This is a genomic window from Trichlorobacter ammonificans (genome assembly GCF_933509905.1).
In the GTDB taxonomy this organism is placed as follows: Bacteria; Desulfobacterota; Desulfuromonadia; order Geobacterales; family Pseudopelobacteraceae; genus Trichlorobacter; species Trichlorobacter ammonificans.
Map to the genome: position 1 here is coordinate 2,868,067 of NZ_OW150024.1, position 23,747 is coordinate 2,891,813.

25 protein-coding genes are annotated in these 23,747 nt (G+C 64.1%); 5 read left to right on the forward strand and 20 right to left on the reverse strand.

Going from position 1 to position 23,747, the window contains the following annotated elements:
* Positions 1 to 90: 90 nt before the first annotated feature.
* Entirely contained in the window at positions 91 to 480 is a 390-nt protein-coding gene (locus RAK07_RS13170; RefSeq protein ID WP_305733292.1) for an ArsR/SmtB family transcription factor, read from the forward strand.
* A 119-nt stretch (positions 481 to 599) separates the two neighbouring features.
* Here the strand turns inward: RAK07_RS13170 and RAK07_RS13175 are convergent, their stop codons facing one another.
* The 9 genes from RAK07_RS13175 to RAK07_RS13215 all read right to left on the reverse strand — a co-directional run bounded on the left by RAK07_RS13175 (position 600) and on the right by RAK07_RS13215 (position 6,668).
* Positions 600 to 1,520 (reverse strand): AEC family transporter, encoded by a 921-nt coding sequence (locus RAK07_RS13175; protein WP_305733293.1) that lies wholly within the window; start codon positions 1,518 to 1,520, stop codon positions 600 to 602.
* Positions 1,521 to 1,592: 72 nt separating this feature from the next.
* Positions 1,593 to 2,486, reverse strand: coding sequence for a LysR family transcriptional regulator (locus tag RAK07_RS13180; protein WP_305733294.1), 894 nt, complete (start codon positions 2,484 to 2,486; stop codon positions 1,593 to 1,595).
* 186 nt (positions 2,487 to 2,672) lie between these two features.
* A complete protein-coding gene (locus RAK07_RS13185; RefSeq protein ID WP_305733295.1) occupies positions 2,673 to 3,518 on the reverse strand; it encodes a mechanosensitive ion channel family protein in 846 nt (281 codons plus the stop codon).
* A gap of 85 nt (positions 3,519 to 3,603) precedes the next feature.
* Positions 3,604 to 3,984 carry a hypothetical protein gene (locus tag RAK07_RS13190; RefSeq protein WP_305733296.1) on the reverse strand — a complete coding sequence of 127 codons (381 nt, stop codon included), beginning with the start codon at positions 3,982 to 3,984 and terminating at the stop codon, positions 3,604 to 3,606.
* Between the two features lie 39 nt (positions 3,985 to 4,023).
* Positions 4,024 to 4,383, reverse strand: a complete 360-nt coding sequence (locus RAK07_RS13195; RefSeq protein ID WP_305733297.1) for a nuclear transport factor 2 family protein — start codon at positions 4,381 to 4,383, stop codon at positions 4,024 to 4,026.
* Positions 4,384 to 4,411: 28 nt separating this feature from the next.
* Positions 4,412 to 4,837: a cupin domain-containing protein gene (locus tag RAK07_RS13200; protein ID WP_305733298.1), complete on the reverse strand. Its 426-nt coding sequence runs from the start codon at positions 4,835 to 4,837 to the stop codon at positions 4,412 to 4,414.
* A gap of 29 nt (positions 4,838 to 4,866) precedes the next feature.
* The gene (locus RAK07_RS13205) at positions 4,867 to 5,436 is read right to left on the reverse strand and encodes a flavodoxin family protein (protein ID WP_305733299.1); all 570 of its coding nucleotides are present in this window, start codon (positions 5,434 to 5,436) and stop codon (positions 4,867 to 4,869) included.
* A complete protein-coding gene (locus tag RAK07_RS13210) occupies positions 5,437 to 6,018 on the reverse strand; it encodes a flavin reductase family protein (RefSeq protein ID WP_305733300.1) in 582 nt (193 codons plus the stop codon).
* A gap of 68 nt (positions 6,019 to 6,086) precedes the next feature.
* Positions 6,087 to 6,668: a TetR/AcrR family transcriptional regulator gene (locus RAK07_RS13215; RefSeq protein WP_305733301.1), complete on the reverse strand. Its 582-nt coding sequence runs from the start codon at positions 6,666 to 6,668 to the stop codon at positions 6,087 to 6,089.
* Positions 6,669 to 6,822: 154 nt separating this feature from the next.
* On the opposite strand from RAK07_RS13215, the gene RAK07_RS13220 reads away from it, so the two are divergent.
* A complete protein-coding gene (locus RAK07_RS13220) occupies positions 6,823 to 8,145 on the forward strand; it encodes an alanine/glycine:cation symporter family protein (RefSeq protein ID WP_305733302.1) in 1,323 nt (440 codons plus the stop codon).
* 31 nt (positions 8,146 to 8,176) lie between these two features.
* Here the strand turns inward: RAK07_RS13220 and RAK07_RS13225 are convergent, their stop codons facing one another.
* The 3 genes from RAK07_RS13225 to RAK07_RS13235 are packed head-to-tail and all read right to left on the reverse strand — an operon-like array spanning position 8,177 to position 9,897.
* Positions 8,177 to 8,443, reverse strand: coding sequence for a GSU3529 family protein (locus RAK07_RS13225; RefSeq protein WP_305733303.1), 267 nt, complete (start codon positions 8,441 to 8,443; stop codon positions 8,177 to 8,179).
* 13 nt (positions 8,444 to 8,456) lie between these two features.
* Positions 8,457 to 8,708, reverse strand: coding sequence for a GSU3529 family protein (locus tag RAK07_RS13230; protein WP_305733304.1), 252 nt, complete (start codon positions 8,706 to 8,708; stop codon positions 8,457 to 8,459).
* A gap of 52 nt (positions 8,709 to 8,760) precedes the next feature.
* Complete coding sequence (locus RAK07_RS13235; RefSeq protein ID WP_305733305.1) at positions 8,761 to 9,897, reverse strand: cysteine desulfurase family protein; 1,137 nt, start codon at positions 9,895 to 9,897, stop codon at positions 8,761 to 8,763.
* Positions 9,898 to 10,015: 118 nt separating this feature from the next.
* Here RAK07_RS13235 and RAK07_RS13240 point away from each other — a divergent pair, with 118 nt between their 5' ends.
* Positions 10,016 to 10,930, forward strand: a complete 915-nt coding sequence (locus tag RAK07_RS13240) for a LysR family transcriptional regulator (protein WP_305733306.1) — start codon at positions 10,016 to 10,018, stop codon at positions 10,928 to 10,930.
* A gap of 24 nt (positions 10,931 to 10,954) precedes the next feature.
* Here RAK07_RS13240 and RAK07_RS13245 read toward each other — a convergent pair whose 3' ends face one another.
* On the reverse strand, positions 10,955 to 11,536 hold the full coding sequence (locus RAK07_RS13245) for an LOG family protein (RefSeq protein WP_305733307.1): 582 nt from the start codon (positions 11,534 to 11,536) through the stop codon (positions 10,955 to 10,957).
* A gap of 165 nt (positions 11,537 to 11,701) precedes the next feature.
* On the opposite strand from RAK07_RS13245, the gene RAK07_RS13250 reads away from it, so the two are divergent.
* A complete protein-coding gene (locus tag RAK07_RS13250; RefSeq protein ID WP_305733308.1) occupies positions 11,702 to 12,430 on the forward strand; it encodes a hypothetical protein in 729 nt (242 codons plus the stop codon).
* Between the two features lie 39 nt (positions 12,431 to 12,469).
* On the opposite strand, the gene RAK07_RS13255 is transcribed toward RAK07_RS13250, so the two are convergent.
* Positions 12,470 to 12,907, reverse strand: coding sequence for a DMT family transporter (locus RAK07_RS13255; RefSeq protein ID WP_305733309.1), 438 nt, complete (start codon positions 12,905 to 12,907; stop codon positions 12,470 to 12,472).
* 119 nt (positions 12,908 to 13,026) lie between these two features.
* Between RAK07_RS13255 and RAK07_RS13260 the strand changes: the two genes are divergently transcribed.
* The gene (locus RAK07_RS13260) at positions 13,027 to 13,851 is read left to right on the forward strand and encodes a nitroreductase family protein (RefSeq protein ID WP_305733310.1); all 825 of its coding nucleotides are present in this window, start codon (positions 13,027 to 13,029) and stop codon (positions 13,849 to 13,851) included.
* 133 nt (positions 13,852 to 13,984) lie between these two features.
* Here the strand turns inward: RAK07_RS13260 and shc are convergent, their stop codons facing one another.
* The 6 genes from shc to RAK07_RS13290 form a co-directional block, all read right to left on the reverse strand.
* The gene (shc, locus tag RAK07_RS13265) at positions 13,985 to 16,048 is read right to left on the reverse strand and encodes a squalene--hopene cyclase (RefSeq protein WP_305733311.1); all 2,064 of its coding nucleotides are present in this window, start codon (positions 16,046 to 16,048) and stop codon (positions 13,985 to 13,987) included.
* A gap of 165 nt (positions 16,049 to 16,213) precedes the next feature.
* Complete coding sequence (locus RAK07_RS13270; RefSeq protein WP_305733312.1) at positions 16,214 to 16,846, reverse strand: TetR/AcrR family transcriptional regulator; 633 nt, start codon at positions 16,844 to 16,846, stop codon at positions 16,214 to 16,216.
* 147 nt (positions 16,847 to 16,993) lie between these two features.
* A complete protein-coding gene (locus RAK07_RS13275; RefSeq protein WP_305733313.1) occupies positions 16,994 to 19,645 on the reverse strand; it encodes a PEP/pyruvate-binding domain-containing protein in 2,652 nt (883 codons plus the stop codon).
* The gene (locus RAK07_RS13280; RefSeq protein ID WP_305733314.1) at positions 19,635 to 20,264 is read right to left on the reverse strand and encodes a TetR/AcrR family transcriptional regulator; all 630 of its coding nucleotides are present in this window, start codon (positions 20,262 to 20,264) and stop codon (positions 19,635 to 19,637) included. Before RAK07_RS13280 ends, RAK07_RS13275 begins: the two co-directional genes overlap by 11 nt.
* A 144-nt stretch (positions 20,265 to 20,408) precedes the next feature.
* Positions 20,409 to 22,265, reverse strand: coding sequence for a sensor histidine kinase (locus tag RAK07_RS13285; RefSeq protein ID WP_305733315.1), 1,857 nt, complete (start codon positions 22,263 to 22,265; stop codon positions 20,409 to 20,411).
* Complete coding sequence (locus RAK07_RS13290; RefSeq protein WP_305733316.1) at positions 22,262 to 23,608, reverse strand: sigma-54-dependent transcriptional regulator; 1,347 nt, start codon at positions 23,606 to 23,608, stop codon at positions 22,262 to 22,264. The genes RAK07_RS13285 and RAK07_RS13290 overlap by 4 nt, the downstream gene beginning before the upstream one ends.
* Between the last annotated feature and the right edge of the window lie 139 nt (positions 23,609 to 23,747).

Below are 23,747 nucleotides of genomic sequence, written 5' to 3' on the forward strand. Positions count from 1 at the left end.
CCGTGCGGTCCGCCGATTACGCCAGAGTTCCCTTGTTCGGGATATGCGATCAATTGGACAATCTGTCAAGCCGTATGCTACAAAAATAATATGAAACCGCTGTATCATCCATCAATTAACGACATTACGGTCGAAGGACTGCTTCACGCCCTCTCCGATCCGGTGCGGGTTCAGATTTACGTGGAGATCGCCCGCTCCGAATGCCCGAGAACCTGCTCGAACTTCCTTCAGCTGGATAACCGGACCCTGCCGAAATCGACCCTGTCCCAGCATTTCAGAATTCTGCGGGAGGCCGGCCTGATCCGCAGCGAGCGCAAGGGGGTTGAAATGCACAACACAACCCGCTGCCAGGAGCTGAAGGAGCGCTTCGGCACCATGCTCAGTGCCATCATCGACGCCTACCGGCAGCAGTTCGAGCGGGAACGGACCGCCCGCCCCCCCGCTCTGATTCCTCGTCCCCTCCGGACGGCTCACCTGTAAACACGGGCCACTTCCGCCGCGCTTCCCGCTGTGTACCGGATTCAGGCAGACATGCTTCAGGATGCTGTGGTGCGCAGCGCGGACAACAAGCCACGCAGAGGCGGATGCGAGGGAGCCGGTCAGCGCAACAGCCAGATGGTAACCGGCAGGGTGACGAAGGCGAGACAGGTCTGCACGGTAATGATGGTGGCCATGCTGTCGTGGTCGCCCCCCATCTGGCGGGAGAGGATATAGGCCGACGGCGCGGTGGGAACACTGAAGAGCAGAAGCGCCGCTCCGGCCGCCATGCCGGACAACCCCAACGTCCCGGCCAGGTGCCAGGCGATCAGCGGCTTGCAGAGAAACTGCACCGCGCTGCTCACCGCCACCGGCTGCCAGTGCAGCCCCAGGTTGCCGGTCCGGTAGGCGGCACCCACCGCCATCAGCCCCACCGGGAAGGCCGCCTTCCCCACCAGCGCCAGCAGGCCATCGACAGACACCGGCAGTTTCAGTCCCAGCAGGTTCACCCCCACGCCGATCACGCAGCCGAGGATGAGCGGGTTTCGCGTCAGATCAACGGCCAGTTGCCGCAGGCTGACGCCGGTGCCGTTGCTGACGGCCAGCGAAAACACCGACACGCACAGCACATTGACCAGGACGATCATGCAACCGGCCCCCAGGGCCGCCAGCAGCAGGCCGTCCCTGCCGTAGAGGTTCTCCGCCAGGGCCAGGGCCACAAAGGTGTTGAAGCGGACCGCCCCCTGGAAGAGCGAGGTGAAGGCGGGGCCGCCCATGTGCCGGTTGGCCAGCCACCAGAGCGTCACCAGCACGGCACTGGCCACAACCGCCCCGCCCACGGTCAGCACCAGTTCCCGCCAGGGGAGATCGTTGATCTGCTTGCCCGCCAGGTTGTGGATCAGCATCGCCGGCATCAGCAGGAAGTAGGTGAGTTTTTCGGCAGCGGGCCAGAAGGGATCGGGCAGGAACTGGCTGCGCCGGATGGCGAAACCGATCAGGATCAGGGCCAGTACGGGGAACAGGGCGTCATGTATGCTTGTCATCGCGCTCTCCTTATGATGCTGAGGATAGCACGGCCAATACATAAAAAATAATTGATAATATTTACACTAAACTCAATATTTAATTAAGCATTTACACTCCCGGCGCAGCTCTTCCAGGACCGGCTCCGTCAAGGCATGGCGGGGATGGCGCTGCTTTTGGTACATCCCCATCCGCCGGATCAACTGCGGCGCGCCGAAGCCGATCAGGCCGAAATCCTTCCGGGCCTGCACCAGACGCTTCCTGTTCAGCGGCACCACGGCAATGCCCAGCCCCTGCTTCACCAGACTGAGGGTCGCCTCCAGGGAATCCACCTCCATCACGTCGCGGGGCTGGATTCCCTGGGCGATCAGGCGGCTGTTCACCATGGCCCCGGCCCAGGCGGTCTTGTCGAAGCGCACAAAGGGAAACCTGCCGAACAGCTCGTCCGTCGTACTGGTTTCGCTCCCCCTGGGCGCGGCCACAAAGAACGGCTCCTCATCATAGACCGACCATTCGCAGCGGGGCGGCACGGCATAGGGCGGTTCGGTGGTCAGGGCCGCATCCAGCTCGCCATCCTCCACCTTGCGGAACAGCTCGGCGGACAGGCCGGACACGAGCCGCACCTGCAGATGCTCGTAGCGCTTCCGCAGCCGCCCCAGCACCGGCGGAAGGGGACCGGTCAGCACCGTGGGCACCACCCCCAGGGTCAGCACCCCGCCGATCCGGCCATTGGCGGGAACCAGTTCCTCCCTGATGCCGTCGTAGATGGCCAGAATCTCCTCGGCCCGCTCCACCACCAGCCTGCCGCTGGCGTTCAGCCGGGGGCTGCGGCCGGACCGCTCGAACAGCGGCACACCCAGCTCTTCTTCCAGATTCTTGATCTGCAGGCTGACGGCGGACTGGGTCAGCCCCAGATGCTCGGCAGCCTTGGCAAAACTGCCTTGAGCGGCAATGGCGACAAGGATGTGCAGGTTACGCAGGGACATGGTCGGGCTCGTGTTGGTTGGTTGGGGTGGGGAGCAACGGGGCCGGTGTATTTACCTAGTTATGCCGCGTCCTCTCCGGGTTCATTGGGGGAATTATGCTAAGGATACGCCAGCAACGCCTTTGCCGCTTCCTCAGCCTGCCGCAGGGTATGCCCCGGCACCGCAGACGTCGCTGACAGCGACGCCTCAACTGTTCCCCAGCAGGCGGACCTCGCTTCGGGGAACCGGGATGGTGATGCCGCGGTTGCGGAAGGTCTCCAGCAGCACTGTGTTCAACTCGCTGATGGCCGCCCCATAATCGGACACATTCACCCAGGGTCGTACGCCGATGGCGACCGAAGATTCGGCCAGTGCCGCCACCTGGACAAACGGTGCCGGCTCGCTGCGCACGCGTGGATTGGCTTTCAGTACCTCATCCACTGCTGCAAGCGCCTGACAGAGATCAGTATCGTAGGCAACACGCACCGTTAGATTGACCTGCCGGATCGTACCGTAGTTGTGCAGTATTTCACCGGCAATTTTCCGGTTGGGTATCACCACCAGCGACCGGTCGGGATGGCTCAGGGTGGTGCTGAACAACGTGATGGTTTCCACTTCGCCTTCTTCGCCGGCAATGGAAATATATTCTCCCACCCGGTACGGCCGGGTGAAAATGATCGTCAGTCCCGCAGCCAGGTTGGACAGGACGCCCTGCATGGCCAGCGCAATGCCTGCGCCCGCCACTCCCAGACCGGCGATCAGCGGCAGCAGATCGACGCCCAGGTTTTGCAGGGCCATGATCAGAAAGAGGATCAGCACCAGCATGCGGACAATGCGCACCAGCAGCTGCCGAATGGTGATGTCCAGCGCGAGCCGGATGAAAACGGTGTCCAGCATATGTCCGGCCCAGCGCCCGACATAGTGGCCTGCTGCCAGCACCAGCACAGCTACCAGCAATCGCGGACCAAACTGGACGGCAAGCTCAACCACCTTGCCCTGCGCCTGACTGAGCGCATCAAACTGTCCCTGCATGGAAAAATCGCTTGTCGCCATCTGCCTGTCCTCCTCCCATGTAGTATGACACATTAGAGCCGCAGTGCGGCCGCACAGGGAGCACCCCGCGCCCTCTGTACCGCAGCTACTCCGGCACCTTGTCCACCGAGAAAAACGCCCACAGGAAGAGACCGGCAAAGGCCAGATCAAGCGCCGCAAAACCGGCGGTGATGGCAGGCACCCGGCCCTGCAGGTACAGCACGAACACCGCAACCACAAAGAGCATCTTCTCCACGGCAGCAGGAATCATCAACAAACGATAGCGCACGACATCCCGGGAGATGACCAGAAAGACCAGTTGCCAGGCAAGCGCGGTGCCGATAAATCCGTAGAAGTGTTCGGGATGGGTGATGGCCGGTGGAAAATCCTGTCCTATTTTCTCTTCAAGAAAGTACTGCGGCAGCAGGACGATAATGCCATAGATACCGGCCCACAGAAACAGGCGGCTGGCAAACGCACGGGTCATGGCAACAACTCCTCTCATGGTACTGATTGGTTGCGATCTTTACACCCCATAATGGGCAAAACCCCTGACAACCTTGCCGTCCGGACCGAAATGAAATACCTCGGCAGCAAGACGGCCCTGTGCCCCGTGATAGCAGAGGGTAATACTGTTGACGCCGGCAAGCACGCTGATCAGCTCGAAGCGGAGGTCCGGCAACAGTTGCAGCGCCCTGGCCCAGTACGCCCCCACCGCCTCTCTGCCCCGCAGGATGCCGGAAGGTTCACCGGCGATCCGGGCGATCACCGGTGAACTCATCTCGAAGTCGGCGGCGTAATGGGCAAGGATCCGCTCCAGGTCATGGCTGTTCCATGCCTCGATCCATTCATTGGCAAAAATATGGGCAAACGCCTGGTCGATCATCACAGCTCCTCCCCGCCATGCCTGCCGGCTACTTTTGCATCCAGCTAGCCCTGGTGGCGCGCCTGACACCATCCTCCAGGGTGGCCTGGCTCAGGCTGCCGGCTTCGGCCTGAATACAGATGAAGTACAGGTCTTCATCCCCGGCCTTCCAGCCCCGCTCTCCTTCCGGGGCGACCCGGATCAGGCTTCCCTCCCGAACGGGAAATTCGTCGCCATCAACGTAAAACATGCCGCTGCCGCGCAGCACGATGTACAGCTCCTCGTTCTTCTGGTGGCTGTGAATGAACGGCATCGCCTTGCCCGCCGGCAGGCGGTTGAGGGAGACTTCGCAGCCGGTGAGGCCCAGCTCCCTGCCGATGAAGTATTTGCCGTGAAACCCCATGAACTCCTTTTCAAGCAGTGTTTCAAGGGGGCCGACCTGCTCTGTGCTGTAGTTCTTCCGCTGATCTGCCATGACTCGGTTCCTCCGTAGTGGCCGTACTGTTATGCCAGCAACGCCTTTGCCGTTTCCTCAGCCTGCCGCAGGGCATGTTCCGGCACCGCATCGACCGTGCCGGGACCGATGCCGCAAACGCGGATCAGGCTGATCTCGTGAAAGCCCATCCATTTCAAAAACTGCTCGTAGCGGGGGAAAATATCGGCAAACAGCGCTTCATCCGGATGCCCCTGCACCAGCACCACGACCAGCTTCTTGGGCGAAAGGCGGCTTGGCTGCGGATTCGTCATGTAGTCCGGCACCAGAAAGGAATAGGTGCGGTCGATGAACCCTTTCAACTGCGCGGTGACATCGCCGTAATAGACCGGCGAGGCCAGCACCACCGCATCGGCGGCCTGCACCGCCTCCAGCACCTCGCGCAGGTCGTCGTTCAGCACGCACTCGTCGCTGCCCTTCTTGCAGGCGTAGCAGGCCTGGCAACCACGATAGGTGAGGCGGTTCAGCTCAAAGGCGGTTGTCTCGGCGCCAAGACTCTCGGCGCTCTTCAGCAGGTGCCCGGCAATGGTGGCGCTGTTTCCGTTTGTTCTGGGGCTTCCCAGCAGGCTGACGATCTTCATTTACGACTCCTTCGCGGTAATGGTCTTGCCGATCTCCCAGGCGGTGCCCAGATACGCCCCCAGGCCGAAATAGCGGCGATGGCAGGAGTCCCAGACAAAGGGCTGCACCTTGGTGATGTCCGGGTAGCCCTTGTCGCCGATCACCGACTCATCGGCCTTGATATCCACGATCTCCCCCACGAACTGGGTGTGCAGGCCGATCTCCAGGGTGTGCAGCAGGCGGCACTCGATCACCAGCGGCGCCTCGCTCACGTAGGGGGCGTCCACCAGCTCGCTTTTCACCGGGGTCCAGTTGCAGGCGGCAAACTTGTCGATATCGCGGCCGGACACGATCCCGGCAAAATCGGCCGCGGCCACCTGGGCCTGCGAAGGAATGCTGACGGTAAAGGCCTTGCGGGCCTCAATGGCGGCATAGCTGTGGGTGGCCTTGCGCAGCGACACGGTGACGCAGGGCGGGGTTGAGCAGCAGATGCCTCCCCAAGCAATGGTCATGATGTTGGGCTTGTTGTCGGCGTCATAGGTTCCCACCAGCCAGACCGGCGTCGGCATGGCCATGGTCTTTGCTCCCACTGATTGTTTCATCTTCTGTCCCTCCTTTGGGTGATGCCGGCAGTCATTAGACCGGTCGTCTAGTTTTACGGCAAATTTTTTTACCGGAGTGTTGCGCTGAAGAGCACCTGGATGAAATCCTGCAGCGGCTGCGCCGATTTCATCACCTTGGCCCGCAGGATCGCCCCTTCCCAACCGGAAAGGATGAAGGAGGCCAGCGCGTCAACATCAACGTCAGCAGCCAGCTCGTCGCACGCCCGCGCCTCCCGCAGACAACCGGCAAGCATCTGTTTCCAGTCGGCAAACACCTCGTCCAGCCGGGCGCGGAAACGTTCATTCTGGTCGGCCATCTCCTGGCCCAGGTTGCCGATCAGACAGCCCTTGCTGCACTGTTCCTGGCTGAGACGCTCAAGCGAACCATCCAGGAGCCTGCGGATGCGGCCCAGGGGGGAGAGTGCCCTATCCTGCAACAGCGCCAGAATGCGCTGGCCATAATAGTCGGCGGACAGCTCGATCACCGCCAGGCCGAACTCCTCCTTGCTTTTGAAATAGTGATAGAACGATCCCTTGGGCACACCGGCCTCCTTCAGCACCAGGTCGATGCCGGTGGCGGTGTAGCCCTGGCGGGAGATCAGCTCGGTGCCGATCCTGATAATCTCGCTGCGGGTGTCTTTCTTTTCCATGGCGCAGAAACTAGACCGACCGGTCTAATCAGTCAAGTTTTTTTCACGGCCCGCAATTTATCTGTTGACTGCCGATCCCAAAACAAAGCACTACCGTTAAGATTTTTTGACCAGACCGATCATCGCGGCATCAAGACGGGATACGGAGGTACGGATGCAGACACTCGAACAGCTTGTTGCAACCCTGTCCGGCTGGGTCTGGGGCCCGCCCATGCTCTTCCTGCTGGTGGGCACCGGCCTCTACCTGACCGTCATCCTGCGGGGGATGCAGTTCCGGGCGCTTCCCCACGCCCTTCGCCTGATCTGGCACAAGGAACATGCCGGTGACGGCGACATCAGCCACTTTGCCGCACTGATGACCGCCCTGGCGGCAACCGTGGGCATCGGCAACATCGTCGGCGTGGCCACCGCCATCTCCCTGGGCGGCCCCGGCGCGGTCTTCTGGATGTGGATGACCGGACTGGTGGGAATGGCCACCAAGTACGCCGAGGCGGTGCTGGCGGTGAAGTACCGTGAAAAAGGGCCCCACGGCATGCGCGGCGGCCCGATGTACTACCTGGCCAGGGGGGCCAATCTGCCGGTGCTGGGCTGGCTGTTCGCCCTGTTTACCGCCCTGGCCACCTTCGGCATCGGCAACATGACCCAGGCCAATGCCGTGGCCTCCATCTTCAAGGCAACCTTCAACGTCGAACCCTGGGTCACCGGAGTGGTGCTGATGCTGTTCAGCGGACTGGCGATTCTGGGCGGCATCAAATCGATTGCCAAAACCACCTCCGTCATGGTGCCGTTCATGATCTTCGGCTATGTTACCGGCGGACTTGTGGTACTGGCGATGAATGCCGCCGAGATCCCCCACGCCTTTTCCCTGATCTTAACCCACGCCTTCTCGCCGATTGCCGCCACCGGCGGTTTCGCCGGCGCCGCCGTGGCAGCGGCGATGCGCTTCGGTGTCGCCCGCGGCGTCTTCTCCAACGAATCCGGCATGGGGTCGGCCCCCATCGCGGCGGCAGCGGCCCGCACCGGCGACCCGGTCAAGCAGGCCCTGGTCAGCATGACCCAGACCTTTATCGACACCCTGGTGGTCTGCACCATGACCGCCCTGGTGATCCTGACCCACACAGCCTGGACGGAGGGGGTTCCCGCCGGGCAGCTGACCAGCGTCAGCTTCGGCGCCAGCCTGGGACCTGCCGGCGTGCTGCTGGTGGCGCTGGCAACGGCCCTGTTTGCCGCCTCAACCCTGATCGGCTGGAACTACTACGGCGAGAAGGCGATTGAGTACCTTGTCGGACCAAAGGCGATCAAGCCCTACCGGGTGGTCTTTGTCTGCGTGGTGCTGGTGGGGGCGATGATGAAGCTGGAGTTTGTCTGGAACTTCTCGGACCTGATGAACGGCATGATGATCATCCCCAATGCCATCGGCCTGCTGCTGCTTTCAAGGGTGGTGCGGGAGGAGACGAAGCGCTACTTCAAGTGGTGATTCCGTAGCGCTCCATGCACATTTCCGGGAATTACGGGGGCAGGCTCGCTTTTTCCTCCATACGCCGGATCGCTCCGTCCAGAATTACATTGTTGACCCCCATTCCCATATAGCCGGTCTGGGCGTAGGTGTCGTACTGCTCCACCTGGCCGGCCAGGTCGGCGATCTCCCCACGGTACCGGTCGAACAGCTCGGGCCGCTCGACGATCCTGAAAAGTCGCGCCGCCAGAACGTCGGGCAGGTCGTTTTCCGCCTGGGCCTGTTCAGTTACCCGGCGCAACTGCTCGAAAACATCCATAGTCTCCTCCCGGTTACTGGTCGTGCAGCCAGCGCAACGTCCGCTTGATATCCTCATGGTCGTAGGCCCATTTGCAGCAGCCGGCCTCGGCGTAGACGTCGTACTCCCGCAACTGGGCGGTCAAGAGTTCGATCAGGTACTCTTTCCCCTGATACCGCTCCCGGTTCGCCACCACCTCGAACACCGGGTCGGCCAGCCATTTGGGCAGCTCCCCCTCCTCATACTGTTCCGTCACCGCCTGCTTCAGTTCATCGTACCTATCCATCGGTGGTTTCCTTTCTACCGGATCGGCCCCGCAGCCGTATGCCGGCAACGTTTCAGCTTCTGCGCAGGTACTGCAATGTCGCCACCACCTTGTCCCAGTCCGGCTCCGGCGTCATATGACACCAGGACAGGCGGATGGAGGTCTCGATCCGCTGTTCCTCAAGCCCCATGGCAGCCAGCACATGGCTGGGGGTACGGGTATGGGAGGTGCAGGCCGAGGTGCTGGAGACGGCAATCAACCGTTTCAGGGCCGTAATGGCCCGGTCGGACGGGATACCCGGCAAGGAGAGATTGACCGTATGGGGCAGTACCTGCTGCTGGTCGCCGTTCAGCACCGGCCCAAGCGGCGCCAGGGCCGCCAGCAGCCGCTGCCGGAAAGCGCGACAGCACTCGGCCCGTTCTTGGTGATTGCGCAGGGCCAGCTTGGCCGCCTCCCCCAGCCCGGCGATCAGGGGGACCGGCAGGGTACCGGGACGCAAGCCCTGTTCCTGGCCGCCGCCGAACATCAACGGGTGCAGCGGAGGGAACGCGTCACCGCGCTTGCGGGCGATCAACACGCCGATCCCCTTGGGACCATACATCTTGTGGCCGCTGACGCTGATCAGGTCAAGGCGCGGGTTCCGCAGCGGCTCGAGCTCCTTGCCGAACCCCTGGGCTGCATCCGCATGCCAGAACGCCTGATGATCCTTCAGTATGGCGGACAGCTCCGCAATCGGCTGGCTGACGCCGGTCTCGTTGTTCACCTGCATGGTGGAAACCAGCAACGTATCGGGCCGCAGGGCGTCGGCCAGCCGCCGGGGCTCCAGCCGCCCTGATTCATCCACCGGCAACAGTTCCACCGCAAACCCCAGCCGCTCCATCTCGGCCAGCGGTTCCAGCACCGCCTTGTGTTCAATGGCCGTTGCAATAATGTGGCACCGCCCCGTGGCCAGGCCGTGCCGCACCAGCCCCAGCAGGGCCAGGTTGTTGGCCTCGGTGGCGCCGCTGGTGAAGATGATCTCGTCCCGTCGCGCCGCCACCAGCTCGGCGATCTGGCCGCGGGCATGCTCCACCGCCATGCGGGCAAACTCGCCGAAGTCATGGATCGGGCTGGCGGCATTGCCGTAATCCCGCTCCATAAAGCGGGTCACCAGCGCCAGCACCGCCGGTTCCAGCGGCGTGGTGGCGTTGCAGTCGAGATAGACGGCCATGCCTGCTCCTTCCGGAAAAGTCTGGCGGGAGTATAGGCATCGCCTCAAAATAAATAAAATATATTGTTTTTATCGCATCAATATATTTTATTTATATCAAGGCAGAGGGAGGGGAACGATGGATCTACGGCAGTTGCGATTTTTTCTGGAGGTGGCGCGGGCAGAGAACTTCACCAGGGCGGCGGAGAAGTTGCACCTTGCCCAGCCGGCTCTCAGCATTGCCATCCGCAAGCTGGAGGAGGAGCTGGAGGTGGCGCTCTTCAACCGGCGGGACCGGAAGATTACGCTGACCGCCGAGGGGGAGGCGCTGGCGCGCCATGCGCGGATCATCGAGCAGCAGGTGAGCGAGGCGCGGCAGGAGCTGGATGAGCTGCGGGGGCTGCTGCGGGGTGAAGTACGATTGGGTCTGTCGCCGATGCTGAGCAGCTTTTTCTTCCCGCAGATCGTGGCGTTGTTCAAGCGACGCTACCCGGCGCTGCAACTCTCGATCAACGGTGACAGCGCCCGGAACATCCAGCGCAAGATCGCTTCCGGCGCCCTGGACATGGGAGTCATTGCCGGCACGGTGCCGGAGGGACTGGATTCCCACCTGCTGGTGCGGGACGAGGTGGTGGCCTGCGTTCACCGCAGCCACCCGTTGGCCGCTCGAAAGAAGGCCCCGCTGCGCGAACTGCTGGCAGAGCCGCTGATTCATTTTACCGAGGGGTACCACCTGCGGGAGCTGATCGAGGAGCGGGCGGCGCGGGACGGGATCACCCCCGCAGTCGTGGCGGAATCAAACCTGTTTTCCCTGGCCCGCAGCCTGGTCAGGGAAGAGCTGGGCCTTGCTTTTTTCCCCAGAATGGTCGTGGCCCACGACACCGGAATGGCGGCCATCTCCTGCGATCAGCCCCTGTTCCTGGACCTGGCCATCGCCTGGAAGAAGAATGCCGCTCTCTCCCGGGCCAACCGGGAATTTGTCGACTTCGTCATTCAGGAGGTGGACGACTACTACCTGCTGGCCCAGGCCGCCGGCACCTTTCCGCTCCCCTGATCTCGCTCGGCGAACGCTCCTCCGTTAACGCTGGTCCTCGTCAATCCACTTGCGCAGGATCGGCAGTTCGAAGGTGGCCAGCCGGTCGATCAGCTCCGCCGGCTGCCGGCAGGTCAGCACGACGCCGCGGTGCTCGGGGCGGACGAACCGCTCCGCGGTGGCATGATCCAGAAAGGAAAGCAGACCGTCGTAAAAGCCGTCCACGTTCAGCAGTCCGCAGGGTTTGCGGTGGAAGCCCAACTGGGTCCAGGTGGCCACCTCGCAGAGCTCTTCGAGGGTGCCGAAGCCCCCCGGCAGGGCGATGAAAGCGTCCGACAGTTCGGCCATCAACGATTTCCGCTCATGCATCGACGCCACCACCCGCAGTTCGGTCAGCCCGGTATGCCCCACCTCCTTGTCCATCAACGCCCGGGGGATGATGCCGATCACCCGCCCCCCGGCCGCAAGGGCCGCGTCGGCCACCACCCCCATCAGCCCGATATTGCCGCCGCCGTACACCAGGGTGATGCCGCGCCGGGCCAGTTCGGCTCCCAGCTCCTCTGCCGCCTGGCGATAGCTTTCCCGTGCTCCGGTATTGGAACCGCAGTACACGCAGATACTCTTCATGGCTTACCTCCTTGATTCTGGTTGCCCCGTCAGCTCCGAAGCAGCACAGCAGTAATGCACAAAATACTAGCAGACCTGGCTGTACAGCGACAAGCGCCGGGGACGTTTCACCGTCCTGCAGTTTCTCGTCCCGCTGCCGATATCATACAGAGGAGGTCAACAGCCATGGAGTTGTCCCGCATCGCACAGCAGCACATCCCTGCCTTGGTCCGCTCCGAACGCAGCCTGGTTGCCGCCCTGCCCGACGCTGCGACGCCGGTTGCGGCAGAACGGTACGAACGGCAAATGAAAGAACTGGCTGATGCCCGGGCATTCATGAAGCAGGTACCGGACAAGAAAAGCGCTGATCGCCAGGACAGGGCCGAGAAGGTCCGGATGCTCAAGGAGCGGCTGCGGATGCTGAAGCAGATGATTCCGTTCATGAGCCCCGCGGCGGCAAAGTCACTGAAGGCGGAGTTGCGGCAGCTTGCCGCGCAGTTGGCAGCGCTGGCCGCAGACGGCAGCGGAGGCGGCACCGGCGCCTTTTCCACGGGGGCAGCGGGCGGTTCAGGCAGCACGCACACTGCTGTCCCGGAAACAGCACCTGCCGGAGAGGCGCCGGCTGCCGAAGATGCCCCCGGTGCGGAAGGGAGCGCTGCGCACGGAGCCGGCACGCAGGGGAAGGAGGCTGCCGACAGCGGCCACGCCGAACCGGCCGGGGCACCTGCCGGAAATCGCCAGACGCAGGAGGAGCTGGAAGAGTTGAAGCGATTGTATCGCTCGGTACGGGCCATGGTACAGCGCAAGCTGCAGCAGGCCGGTGACAGAAGCGAGCCGCTGCCCAACGGCCCGGCTCCGCTCACGGCCTACGCCCCTCTACCGGAAATCGCTGCCAGCATTAGGCTCAGGGCCTGAAACAGAGCTGCACTCCCCCACTGTCCGCTGCCGCCCCTTTCAACGGCGGACTACCAGAGCAGCCCCCAGGCAGAGCAGGGCGATCCCCACTCCCCGCAGCGGCGTCAGCGGTACCTGGCGCAAGCCGAACATCCCCAGATGGTCGAGCAGGGTGCCGGTGCTCAACTGCCCGGCGATGATGATCGCCATCACCGCCGCGGTTCCCATGCGCGGCACCGCAATGATGGTCATGGTGACGAAGAAAGCCCCCAAAAATCCGCCCGTCAGCTCCCACCAGGACGCATCAACGACGCCGCGCAGGCTGCCCCGACCGGTCGTCAGTACCACCGCCAGCAGACAGAGGGTGCCCACGGCAAAGGAGATCAGCGAGCTCTCAAAACTCCCCACTTTCTGGGCCAGGCGGGCATTGATGGAGGGCTGCAATGCTATCGCCACCCCGCCGCAGGCCATCAACAGTACCAGCATCAGGTTATTCATGATTTCTCCTTCGGCGCCGGGCCGGCTCTTGCCGTGCGCATGCCGGTGCCTGTATATATCGCAGGGCAGAGAAAATGAAAAGCATACCCGACCGAACCTGCAGAGAAAGGAGTGGCATCATGCTGAACTTCACCGTTGACAGCCGGACCTGTACCCGCTGCGGCGCCTGCGCCGCCGACTGCCCCCCCCGGATCATCTCCCTGGAGAACGGCCTGCCGGCCATTGCTCCGGAAAAAGAGGCCGCCTGTTACAAATGTCAGCACTGCCTGGCAATCTGCCCCACGGCCGCCATCTCCATCCTGGGGGTGGCCCCGGAACAGTGCACCGGGCTGACCGGCACGCTCCCCGCCCCCGAGGCGATGGCAACCCTGATCAAGGGGCGCCGCTCGGTGCGGCGCTACCGGGATGAAAACCTTGCCCCGGAGCTGCTGCAGCAGTTGCTGGAGGTGGCCTGGCACGCCCCCACCGGGGTCAACTCACGGCAGGTACGTTTCACGGTGGTGGATGACCGGCGGAAAATGGCCGAGTTCCGGACAAACCTGCTGGAGGAGCTGGGGAAGCTGGTGCGGCGGAACGCCCTGCCGGCCGGTTTTGAGCGCTATGCCGATTTCGTGCGGGTCTGGGAGGAGCAGGGGCAGGATATCCTCTTCCGGGGCGCGCCCCATTTTCTGGTGGCCTCGGCCCCCCAGGCGGTGGTGACCCCGGCCCAGGACTGCCTGATCGCCCTGTCCTACTTTGAACTGTACGCCCGGGTCAACGGCGTCGGCACGGTCTGGGACGGCCTGGCCACCCTGGCCATCACCCAACTGGTACCGGCGGCCCGCCAGTGGCTGGGGATTCCGGACGACCATGCCGTCGGCTACTGCATGGCCTTCGGCCCGCCGGCGGTCAGCTACCAGCGCACCGTGCAGCATCCGGCGGCACTGATTCACCGCGTAAGCTAGGCATCCTGCACCATCGAATTCCTCCTTGCCATCCCTCCCCCTCCTGAAGAGGAAGACACAACACGACGCCTCCCCCCAGCGGGGGGAGGTTGGAAGGGGGGAGCCATGACGGCGAACACTACACTCTTGCTAGCTACGAGGCGTGCGCCTGCACAGCCAGGGGGAAGGCGGGCCGTCTCCCCGACGCCCTGCCCTGTTTTTTCACCAGCGTCTGCACGGTGTCGGCGCCGCTTGTGTAGCGGCGGTACACAGCCAGCGCCCAGACCGGAAAGAACAGGCGGTAGCCGTGGTAGCGCAGGTAGAAGACGCGGGGAAAACCGGTGCCGGTGAACTGCGGTTCCTCCCAGCCGTTGTCATAGCGTTCCGTCAGGTAGCCGACCCCGGCAGCGACCGCGGCGTGACCGGCTTCACCCGCCGCCATCAGCGCCAGCAACGCCCAGGCGGTCTGGGAGGCCGTACTGGCGCCGCTGCCGGCCAGGGAGGGATCGTCATAGCTTGCGCAGGTCTCCCCCCAGCCGCCGTCACTGTTCTGGCATGATATGAGCCACTGCACCGCTTTCCGTACGTAGGGGCTGCTCATATCCTCACCGGCCTGGTGCAGCCCGGACAGCACCGACCAGGTGCCGTAAATGTAGTTGACCCCCCAGCGCCCGAACCAGCCGCCGAACGGCTCCTGCTCCTTTTTGATGAAGGCGATCGCCCTGGCAACGGGCGGATAGTCCGGGCCGTGCCCGAGCATGCCGAGCAGTTCGATGCACCTGCCGGTGAGGTCGGCCGTGCTGGGGTCCAGCAGGGCGCCATGGTCCGCAAAGGGGATGTCGTTCAGGTAGTAACGGTTGTTATCGATGTCAAAAGCGCCCCAGCCCCCGTCGGAGCTCTGCATACCCAGCACCCAGTTTACCGCCCGCTCGATCTGCTCCCGGTATTCCGGCCGCTCCAGTGCTCCGGCGCGGAACAGGCTCATCAGCACCTTGGCCGTGTCGTCCACGTCCGGATAGCGTGCGTTTTCGTACTGAAAGGCCCAGCCGCCGGGAACCAATTCCGGACTGCGGTCGGACCAGTCTCCCGGCACGGTGACCTGTTTCGCCAAGAGCCATGCCATGGCCTGCTCTATCTGCCGGCCGTCGTAACCCGCCTCGCACAGAGCGGTCAGGCTCATGCAGGTGTCCCACACCGGTGAATTGCAGGGTTGGCAGAAGCTGTGCGATATGCTTCGCGCCGAATCGCTCCAGGCTGCCGGATAGAGATCCGGGGCGGCCGACGAGGAGCTGGACGAACTGTAGCCGCCGTTCCCTTCCGCCGGGATGCCGAATGTCTGCGTTCCGGGGTGGGTCATCAGGTTGTCGATGGCCTCCAGTCCGCGCCGGTAATCGGGGTCGTCGTCGCCATATCCCAGGGTTTTCAGGGCCATGACCGCATTGGCCATGGCCGGGTAAATGGCGCCGATACCGCCGTCTCCCTGCATCCGCGCCCTGGTCCAGCGCTCCGCCTCGGCCAGGGCGTGCCGGTTGATGCGGCGGGGTATCAGATGCATGGTGCGCTTCAGCACCCGGTCCAGCAGAATGAAGGCGTTTTTCCGCCAGTTCCGCGGTTTGAAACGGTCCAGGTGCACCAGCATGTCCGGCGGTGTCCGGAACAGCTCCGCTATCCCTTCGTCATGCCGCAGCCGGCAGACCGGTTTGGTGGCGTACAGCATCAGCAGCGGCACAATAACCGTGCGGGACCAGTAGGCCACCTTCTGCAAGTGAAAGAAGAACCAGCCCGGCAGCAGCATGATCTCGATCGGCATGGCCGGGGGGGTGTGCCACGGCACCTGGCCGAAGAGGGCCAGGGTGATGCGGGTAAAGACGTTGCTCGTCTCCGCCCCGCCCAGCGCCAGAATGATCCGACGGGCCCTGACCATGTGCGGGGCATTTTTGTCATGCCCCAGCAGCTTCAGAGCGAAGTACGCCTTGACGCTGGCGCTGATGTTGGCGTTGCCGTCAACGGCGTACAACGGCCAACTGCCGTCCGGCATCTGGCGGTCCAGAATATAGGCCGTCAGCCGCTCCGCCACCTCCGGGGCGATCTCCCGGCCAATGAACCGCTGCAACATCACATATTCCGCCGGAATGGTCACATCCGCCTCAAGATCAAACACCCAGTGCCCGTCTTCCTGCTGCTGCGCGGCGAGAAAAGCGGCCGCATCCGTTGCCACCCCGCCCAATCCACCCGTCTCCCCACACTCGGCCTGCCTGCTCCGCGGGGAAGGTTTCTTGCCGCCGTCTATCACGCTGAATATCGTCTTATTTGTCTTTTCCACCATTCACCTCTTAACATCAGTAACATTGATTAACACCGTTAACCATAAATACAAAAAAATTTACGCTCTATAGCCGTTCAGCAGACCGTCAAGCAGCATTTCCGCCATGACATCGGGATCGGGCATGGGAAAGTCCTTGGTAAAAATCAGGCTGGAGACCAGACCGTGCATGGCGCTCCAGAGCACGATCGCAAGCGTATCGCGGTCGAGCGGCCGAAAATAGCCGCTCTGCATGCAGGCATCGATAGTTTCGCACATATTCCGCCAGCAGCGGTTCGACATGGTATCCCGCGCGAAATAGTCCTCCGGCCGGCCGTACAGATAGGGATTTGAAAAGAAGACCACCTTGTACTGCTCGGGATTGGCGAGGTTGTAGCGGATGTAACTCAGGTACGTGGCCTTCAGAATCTGCTCCGGCGGCAGGGGCAGCGTGCGCAGCTCCTGCATTTCCTGCAACAATGCGGCGTACAGGTTCTCGCAGATATGCAGCAGCAGGTCGTCCTTGTCGCGAAAGTAGAGATAGATGGTGGTCGGCGAGTAGCCGATCCGGGCGGCCAGCTTGCGCATGGAAAACTTGGCGTACCCTTCCTCGGCGAAGAGCGCCACGGCGGCCTTCAGGATTTCTGCCCTGAATTCCTCCTTATGTTTCTGTTGCCGCTCTTTGAAGCCCATTATCTTAACACTGTTAACCATAATTAACACATTGCTAGCACAATCATAGCCCCACCGCAAGGCCTTTGCCGGATTTCCCATGAAATACAACACCTTGAATGGCGTACCACCAGTGCGCCCAAGATGATCCTCAGGCAACGCACGCCAGCCACGGGACAGCCGCAGGACCTACTCCACCTGCACAATGCCCCGATCGCCATCCACCGTCAGCATGCCGCCGTCGTTGATCCGCTTCAGGGCGCCGGCCACGTTGACCACGGCCGGGATGCCGTACTCCCGCGCCACGATGGCGCCGTGTGAGATGAAGCCGCCGGTTTCCGCCACCAGCGCCGATGCCTTGAGAAAGAGCGGTGTCCAGGCCGGGTCGGTGGAAGGGGCCACCAGCACGTCGCCATGCTGCAGGCGTTCTCCCTCCTCCGGATGACGGACCAGCCGGGCCGCTCCCCGGGCCCGGCCGGCGGCAACCCCCAGGCCGCTCAGGTGATCCCCCCGCTCCGACGGCTGCTGGTCGACGTAGTGGGGGGTCTCCCCCCGGATCAGGTCCGGTGCATCCAGGGCCAGCCACTCCTCGTGCTGCTCCCGCCGGTCAACCACCCGCAGCGGCAGCCCCGCGCCGTCCCATGCTCCGGTCAGCAGCTCCAGCAGTTCCGTCCAGTAGCAGAAGAAGACGTCGTCCCGCTGTTCCAGCAGACCCCGCTGCCGCAGCCGCTCCCCCAGCTCCAGCGCGATCCGTCGATAGGTGTCCGCGAGCCGCACCAGCACCGACTTGGCCATTTCCCGGTTGGCGGCATCCGTGCCGCCCATCCGCACCAGACGCCGTACCAGCCCGTGCAGCAGACGGGGCACCCCGGCACGCACCTCGTCCCAAGCCCGCCGGCTGGTCTCCCGCTGTCGCCGCCGCACCGCCTCCGGGTCGGCGTTATCCAGCATGCCCCGGATGGTGGTCAACAGATAGCGCGGGTCCTCATGCCAGCGGGGGTTGCTGAAATCCAGCTCATAGACGCAGCGGTGGCCGTATTCATCCAGGAACGTGCCGAACTCCCGCCGGAAGGGGGAGCGGATCGGGATGGCACGCCACTGCTCCGGCCGGAACGGTTCCGCACTGAAAAAGGCACGGGCGTCGGGATCGTCTCCCACCATCCGGGCCAGCTCCAGCAGCCGCAGCCCATGGTCGGCGCTGGTGATTCCCTCCTGGCCTGCCAGCAGGGCCGTGGTCAGCGCCTGGCCGCGCCCCGGCAGAAAGCGCTCCAGCAGCGGCTGGAGCACGGCAAAGACCGCACCGCTGGTCCCCAACATCACCATGATCGGGTCAATCCGCTGTGCCAGCCGCTCCCCCTCCCGGATCAGCGCCAACAGTCCCCGGTCGTCCAGCAGCGTCAGGTCACGGCGGCGCAGGTCGTCCACGCAGGAGGTGAATGTATGGAAGGTGGTGGCGGCATGGCGACGGATGCGTCCCAGCACCTGCAGCAGTCGCAGGTTGGCCATCAGGCGTTTCAGCTTCAAACGTGCCGGTTCTCCGGCAGGAAGCTTGATTTCCGGCTGGTGGCCGCCGATGAAGCGGTTGTAGTCGGCGGGCGTGATGCCGTAGGCGTCGTAGCACTCCCACTGCAGCACCGCCAGGTTGAAGTAGGGACGGCCGTTGAACAGCCGGCAGCGGGGGACCGTGAGGTCGATCCGGTACCCGGCGGCGGCATACTGGCAGGTGAAGACCTGTTCGATCATCAGCCGGCTCACGCTCCAGTTGAAGGGGGTCTGCACCATCGGCACCGCATCGCGGAAATTGGCGTTGGACCAGAGCTCCGGCTGCTCCCGCAGCGCCGGGTAGGTTGCGGAGGGCAGCGCCGTTACCGGCCGTGCCTGCACCAGGTGGAAGCGGCTGCCGTCATGGACCCACTCGACATCCTGGTGCCGCTCTCCCTGGCCGAGGGCCAGGAACACCTGCCGGGTAAGCCGCCCCAGGACCAGCAGTTCGTCGTCGTTGAGGACAACGGTTCCGGCGCGTTCCGTCCGCTGCCGCAAGGCCGTCCCGCCGCCGGCCACGGTCCGGCTCCCGAACAGCTTGCTGCCGATCCGGCGCTCCAGTACGTGCAGCTCCCCGTTCCGCGTGCCGGAAGCCAGCTGGTACTGGTCCGGCTCCACGACCCCTCCCACCACCGACTCCCCCAGGCCGAAATTGGCCGCGATCACCAGACGATCCCCCCGGCCGCTCACCGGATCGCAACTGAAGGCAACACCGGCGCTCACCGCCGGCACCAGCTCCATCAGCACCACCGCCGGCGCCACAGCGTAGTCGCTGATCCCCATCCTGCGACGGTAGACCACGGCCCGCTCGCTCCAGAGAGAACGGTAGCAGTTGATCACCGCCGCCAGCACGCAGGACAGCCCCTGGATATTCAGGAACGAGTCGTGAATGCCGGCAAAGGATGCCCGTTCACCGTCTTCGGCGACAGCCGAGGAGCGCACCGCCAGGGGAAGGCCTGCCAGCCCGGCAGCGGTCAGGCCGTCATCCACCGCCGCCGCGACCTCCGGCGGCATGGTCCCTTCCCCGATCCGGCGACACAGGCCGGCCAGGCGATTGCGCCCTTCAGGGGAGATCAGGTCGGCGGCGGTCAGGCGGTCGGCGATCTCCCTGACCGTATCCTGCAGCTTGTTGGCTTCAATGAAGGCCTCGTAGGCTGCCGCCGCCAGCACCACGCCACGGGGTACCGGAAAACCGTAGCGGTCCAGGCGCGCCAGGTTCCATCCCTTGCCCCCCACCACCGCGGGACCGGCCGAAAAAGCCCGCTCCCACCCCAGCACCAGCGACGGTTCACGATTCATGGCGCGCCCCCCCTGGCTGCAGCTGTGCGCCGCTCAGGAACATATCCACCATCTGCAGCAGACCGGCCTTATAGTCGTAGTCGTCCAACGCCAGCCAGCTCAGCATCACCATCAGGTAGGCCGACTCCAGGTACCCGGAGAGGGTGGCGACTGGAAGGTCGCCGCGCAATTCGCCGTCATCAACCCCCCGCTGGATGATCAGCTGCAGGTTCTGCTCGAACCCGCTGCGCAGCTCCGGGTTGCGCAGGGATTCCAGCAGTTGCGGCATCCGGTAGGCGAGATAATGACGGTACAATTCCCGCTGTTCCCCCTGCCACTGCGCTACTCCGACGAACAGCCCCATGAGCCGCTCACGGGTGTCGGCAGCCTCCGCAACCAGCCGTGCCACCTCCGGCGCCGCCCGGCGCGCACAGGTGCGCATATAGGCACCGACGATCGCCTCTTTCACCGGAAAGTAGTTGTAGAGGGTCCCCTTGGCCACGTCGGCCGCTGCGGCGATCTGTTCCATGGTGACCTCCTCGTAGCCCTGCCGCGCAACCAGCTCCATGGCCCGTTCCACGATCCGCTGCCGCGTCTCGTCCTTTTTTCGCTCCCGCCTGCCCGGTTCCTGTTTTGCCATCTCACATACCTGCACGATGTTTAATTTTGAACGTCGTATAAAAATATCCTCGGTCATGGTACTGCTGTCAACAGATTTTTGCAGATGGGTAGCCGATACGGGCGCAGGGGGCGAGCGGCCGACGTGAAACAGCAAAAGGAGCGGTCAGGAGGATGGTGATGGCAGGATAACGGCAAAACGGGCGCCGGCACCGGGAACGCTTTGAACGTCGATGGTACCGCCGTGGTTGCGGACAATGGCCCAGGAGACCGCCAGTCCCAGGCCGGTGCCGTTCTGTTTGGTGGTGAAGAAGGGAGTAAACAACCGCTCCCGCTGCTCCGGCGCAATACCGGGGCCGCTGTCGGCCACAGTGATGCTGCTGGTGCTGCCGGGATCGACATCGGCGCCGACGGAGAGGGTTCCCTCCCCCTCCATCGCCTCCAGGGCGTTCAGGATCAGGTTGGTGAACACCTGGCGCAACTGCTCCCGGTCCCCTTCCAGCAGGCAGGGGGTCCGGCGGTAATCCCGCTCCACGTCGACGCCCGCCAGCGGCAGCTGGTGGCCGATCCGGTCCAGGATTTCGTCCAGGAGCGGCGCGGCCTCAAAGCGGCTCACCTGGCGCCGGTCCTGGCGGGCCAGGGTCAAGAGCCCCCCCACGATCCGGTTGATCCGGCCACTCTGGTCCAGAATCTCCGTTACCTCCTCCTGCAGGTCCGACCCTTCCGGCAGGGACATCTGCAGCAGCTCGGCGTTACCGCGGATAATGGCCAGGGGGTTGTTAATCTCGTGGGCCACCCCGGCGGAGAGCATCCCCAGCTCGGCCAGCCGCTCGGAACGGGCCAGCTCCTTTTCGGTCTCCCGCAGGCGCCGGTTCTTTTCCTCCAGCTCGCGGGTGCGCTGGCGCACCTTTTCCTCCAGGGTGCGGTTGAGCGCGCCGATCTCCCGCTGCCGTTCCGCCAGTTGCCGTCCCAGCCCGGTGGTCAGCCAGACCGCCAGCAGGGTCAGCCCCAGCAGCAGGGCGGCAAAGGTCAGGTTCAGGGTCCAGCGCAACTGAACGTAGGGACGCTCCGGCACCCCCACGTAGAGGGCGCCGACCACGTTCCCCTGCGGGTCCCGCAGCGGCTCGTAGGCGGCAAAGGTGCGCTCCTTGAGCACATAGGCCGGCGCGATCCAGCGCTCCCCCCGCTGCAGCACGGTGGCGGCCACCTCGGCGGAAAGACGGGTGCCGGTGGCCCGCCGGCCCTGTTCATCCTCAACGGTGGTGGCGATACGCACATCATCCAGGAAGATGGTGGCGGACTGGCGCAGCCCCTCCTCCCGCTGCTGGGGGGCGATGAGCCGGGTGATCCGGTCCGCCAGCCGCTCGTTGTTGTTCAGCAGCAGGCCGGCGAACAGGGCGCCGCTCACCGCACCGTCCTCACCCAGCACCGGCGCGGCGGCGGTCAAAAACAGGCCCCGCTGTTCCGCGGTACGGGTGGTGCTCGGGGCATGGGGCGACGGCTGCAGCGTCACCAGCATCTGCCGGGGCAGGTCCGGGTTCTCCTGGCCGGCCTGCAGGGGCGAAAGCAGCACCAGCCCCTGCCCCGGCCGGCCGGCCAGGGCATCGGCCACCGGTTTCAAGTGGCGCAGGGTATCCCCGGCCCGCTCCGGATGGGCGCTGCGATAGCGCACCTGGCCGTAGCGGTCCACCACGCTCAGGAAGCTGTAGCCGCGGCTGCCCGAGAGCAGGTCCAGCAGCCGGGCCAGCTCGGGGGTGCGGCCGTCGGCAAGGCTGCGGGCTAGGCCGGGACTGCGGCCGATCAACTGCACTCCCTCGGCCAGCCGGTTCAGCTCCCCCTGCAGCAGTTCGGCGGCGGTTCCCAGATCGTTGCGGGCTTCCTCCTGGGCCTGGCCGGCGATCCGCGCCGCGATCAGGCGGTCCCCCAAGAGCCATCCCACCAGAAGCGCCGTCAGCAGCGGCAGCAGTGTTGTCAGCAGCAGCCGCCGGCGCAGACGCGGGTCCGTACCCTGTCCGTTCGTCATTGTACGCCGTACTCCGCCAGCTTGCGGTCCAGGGTCTTGCGGGAGATCCCCAGAATTTCCGCGGTTTTGCTCTTGTGCCCGCCGTTGTGGCGGTAGACTCCCAGGATATGCCGCCGCTCCAGCTCATCCAGCGACAGCGCCGGCACCGCTTCATCGGCGGCCGGTGCCGGCGCCGGCCGACTGCAGACCGGCAGCAGATCGGCGGTGAGCAGGCTGCCCCGGGCCAGGATCACGGCCCGCTCGATCACGTTTTCCAGCTCCCGCACGTTGCCGGGCCAGTGGTAGCTGCCCAGCGAGCGCAGGGCCTCGGGCTCGATGCCGTGTACCTCCTTCTTCATGCGGGCCGCAAAGCGGCGCAGGAAGTGATGGGCCAGCGGTGCCACATCCTCGGGCCGCTCCCGGAGCGGCGGAATGGTGAGGGAGATCACGTTCAGCCGGTAGTAGAGGTCCTCCCGGAAGCGCCCCTCGGCCACCTCCTGCTGCAGGTCGCGGTTGGTGGCGGCCACGAAGCGGACATCCACGGTTCTGGCCCGGGTGGCGCCGATGGGGATGAACTCCTTCTCCTGGATCACCCGTAACAGCTTGGCCTGCACCGCGGCACTCACGTCGCCGATCTCGTCCAGAAACAGGGTGCCGCCGTCCGCCTCCTCCAGCAGTCCCTTCTGGTTCAGCACCGCGCCGGTGAAGGCTCCCCGCATATGGCCGAACAACTGGCTTTCCAGCAGACTGTCGGCAAGCGCGGCGCAGTTGAGCGAGACGAACGGCTTGGACCGGCGCAGGCTGTTGCCGTGCACGGTACGGGCGATCAGCTCCTTGCCGGTACCCGACTCCCCCAGGATCAGGATATTGGCGTCGCTGGCCGCCACCTGCAGGGTCAGGTCGTACACCTGCCGGAAGCGGGGGGAGGCAAAGACCGGCGGGGTGTCGTCCCCCCGCTGCAGTTCATCCCGCAGCCGGCGGTTTTCCTCCGTCAACTGACGGTGTTCCAGCGCCCTGGCCAGCACCCCCAGGATTTTCTCCTTGGGGAACGGTTTCATCACGTAATCGTAGGCCCCCAGCTTGATGGCATGCACCGCGTCGTCCACGGTGCCGTGGGCGGTCATCACCACCACCGGCAGCTCCGGCGCCAGCCGCCTGACCCGTTTGAGCACCTCGATACCGTCGAGGTCCGGCATCCGCACATCCTGCAGCAACAGCGCCGGTACGCCGGGAGCCGCCTCCAGCCGGGCCAGGAGCGACCGGCCGCCGGTGAAACTCTCCACCGCATATCCGTGGGTTTTCAGCAGTTTTGACAGATAGCGCAGGATTCCCTGCTCGTCGTCGCAGATGTAGATGCATGCCATGGCGCACTCTCCGGAATAGTGTACGGACAAAACGATACAGCACCGGACAATTTGATACAATCATTTTGTCCCGGCCATCCCGACAGCACCCCACACACGCCACTAACCACCTTAATTAATTAACTTCATCCGATTGGTA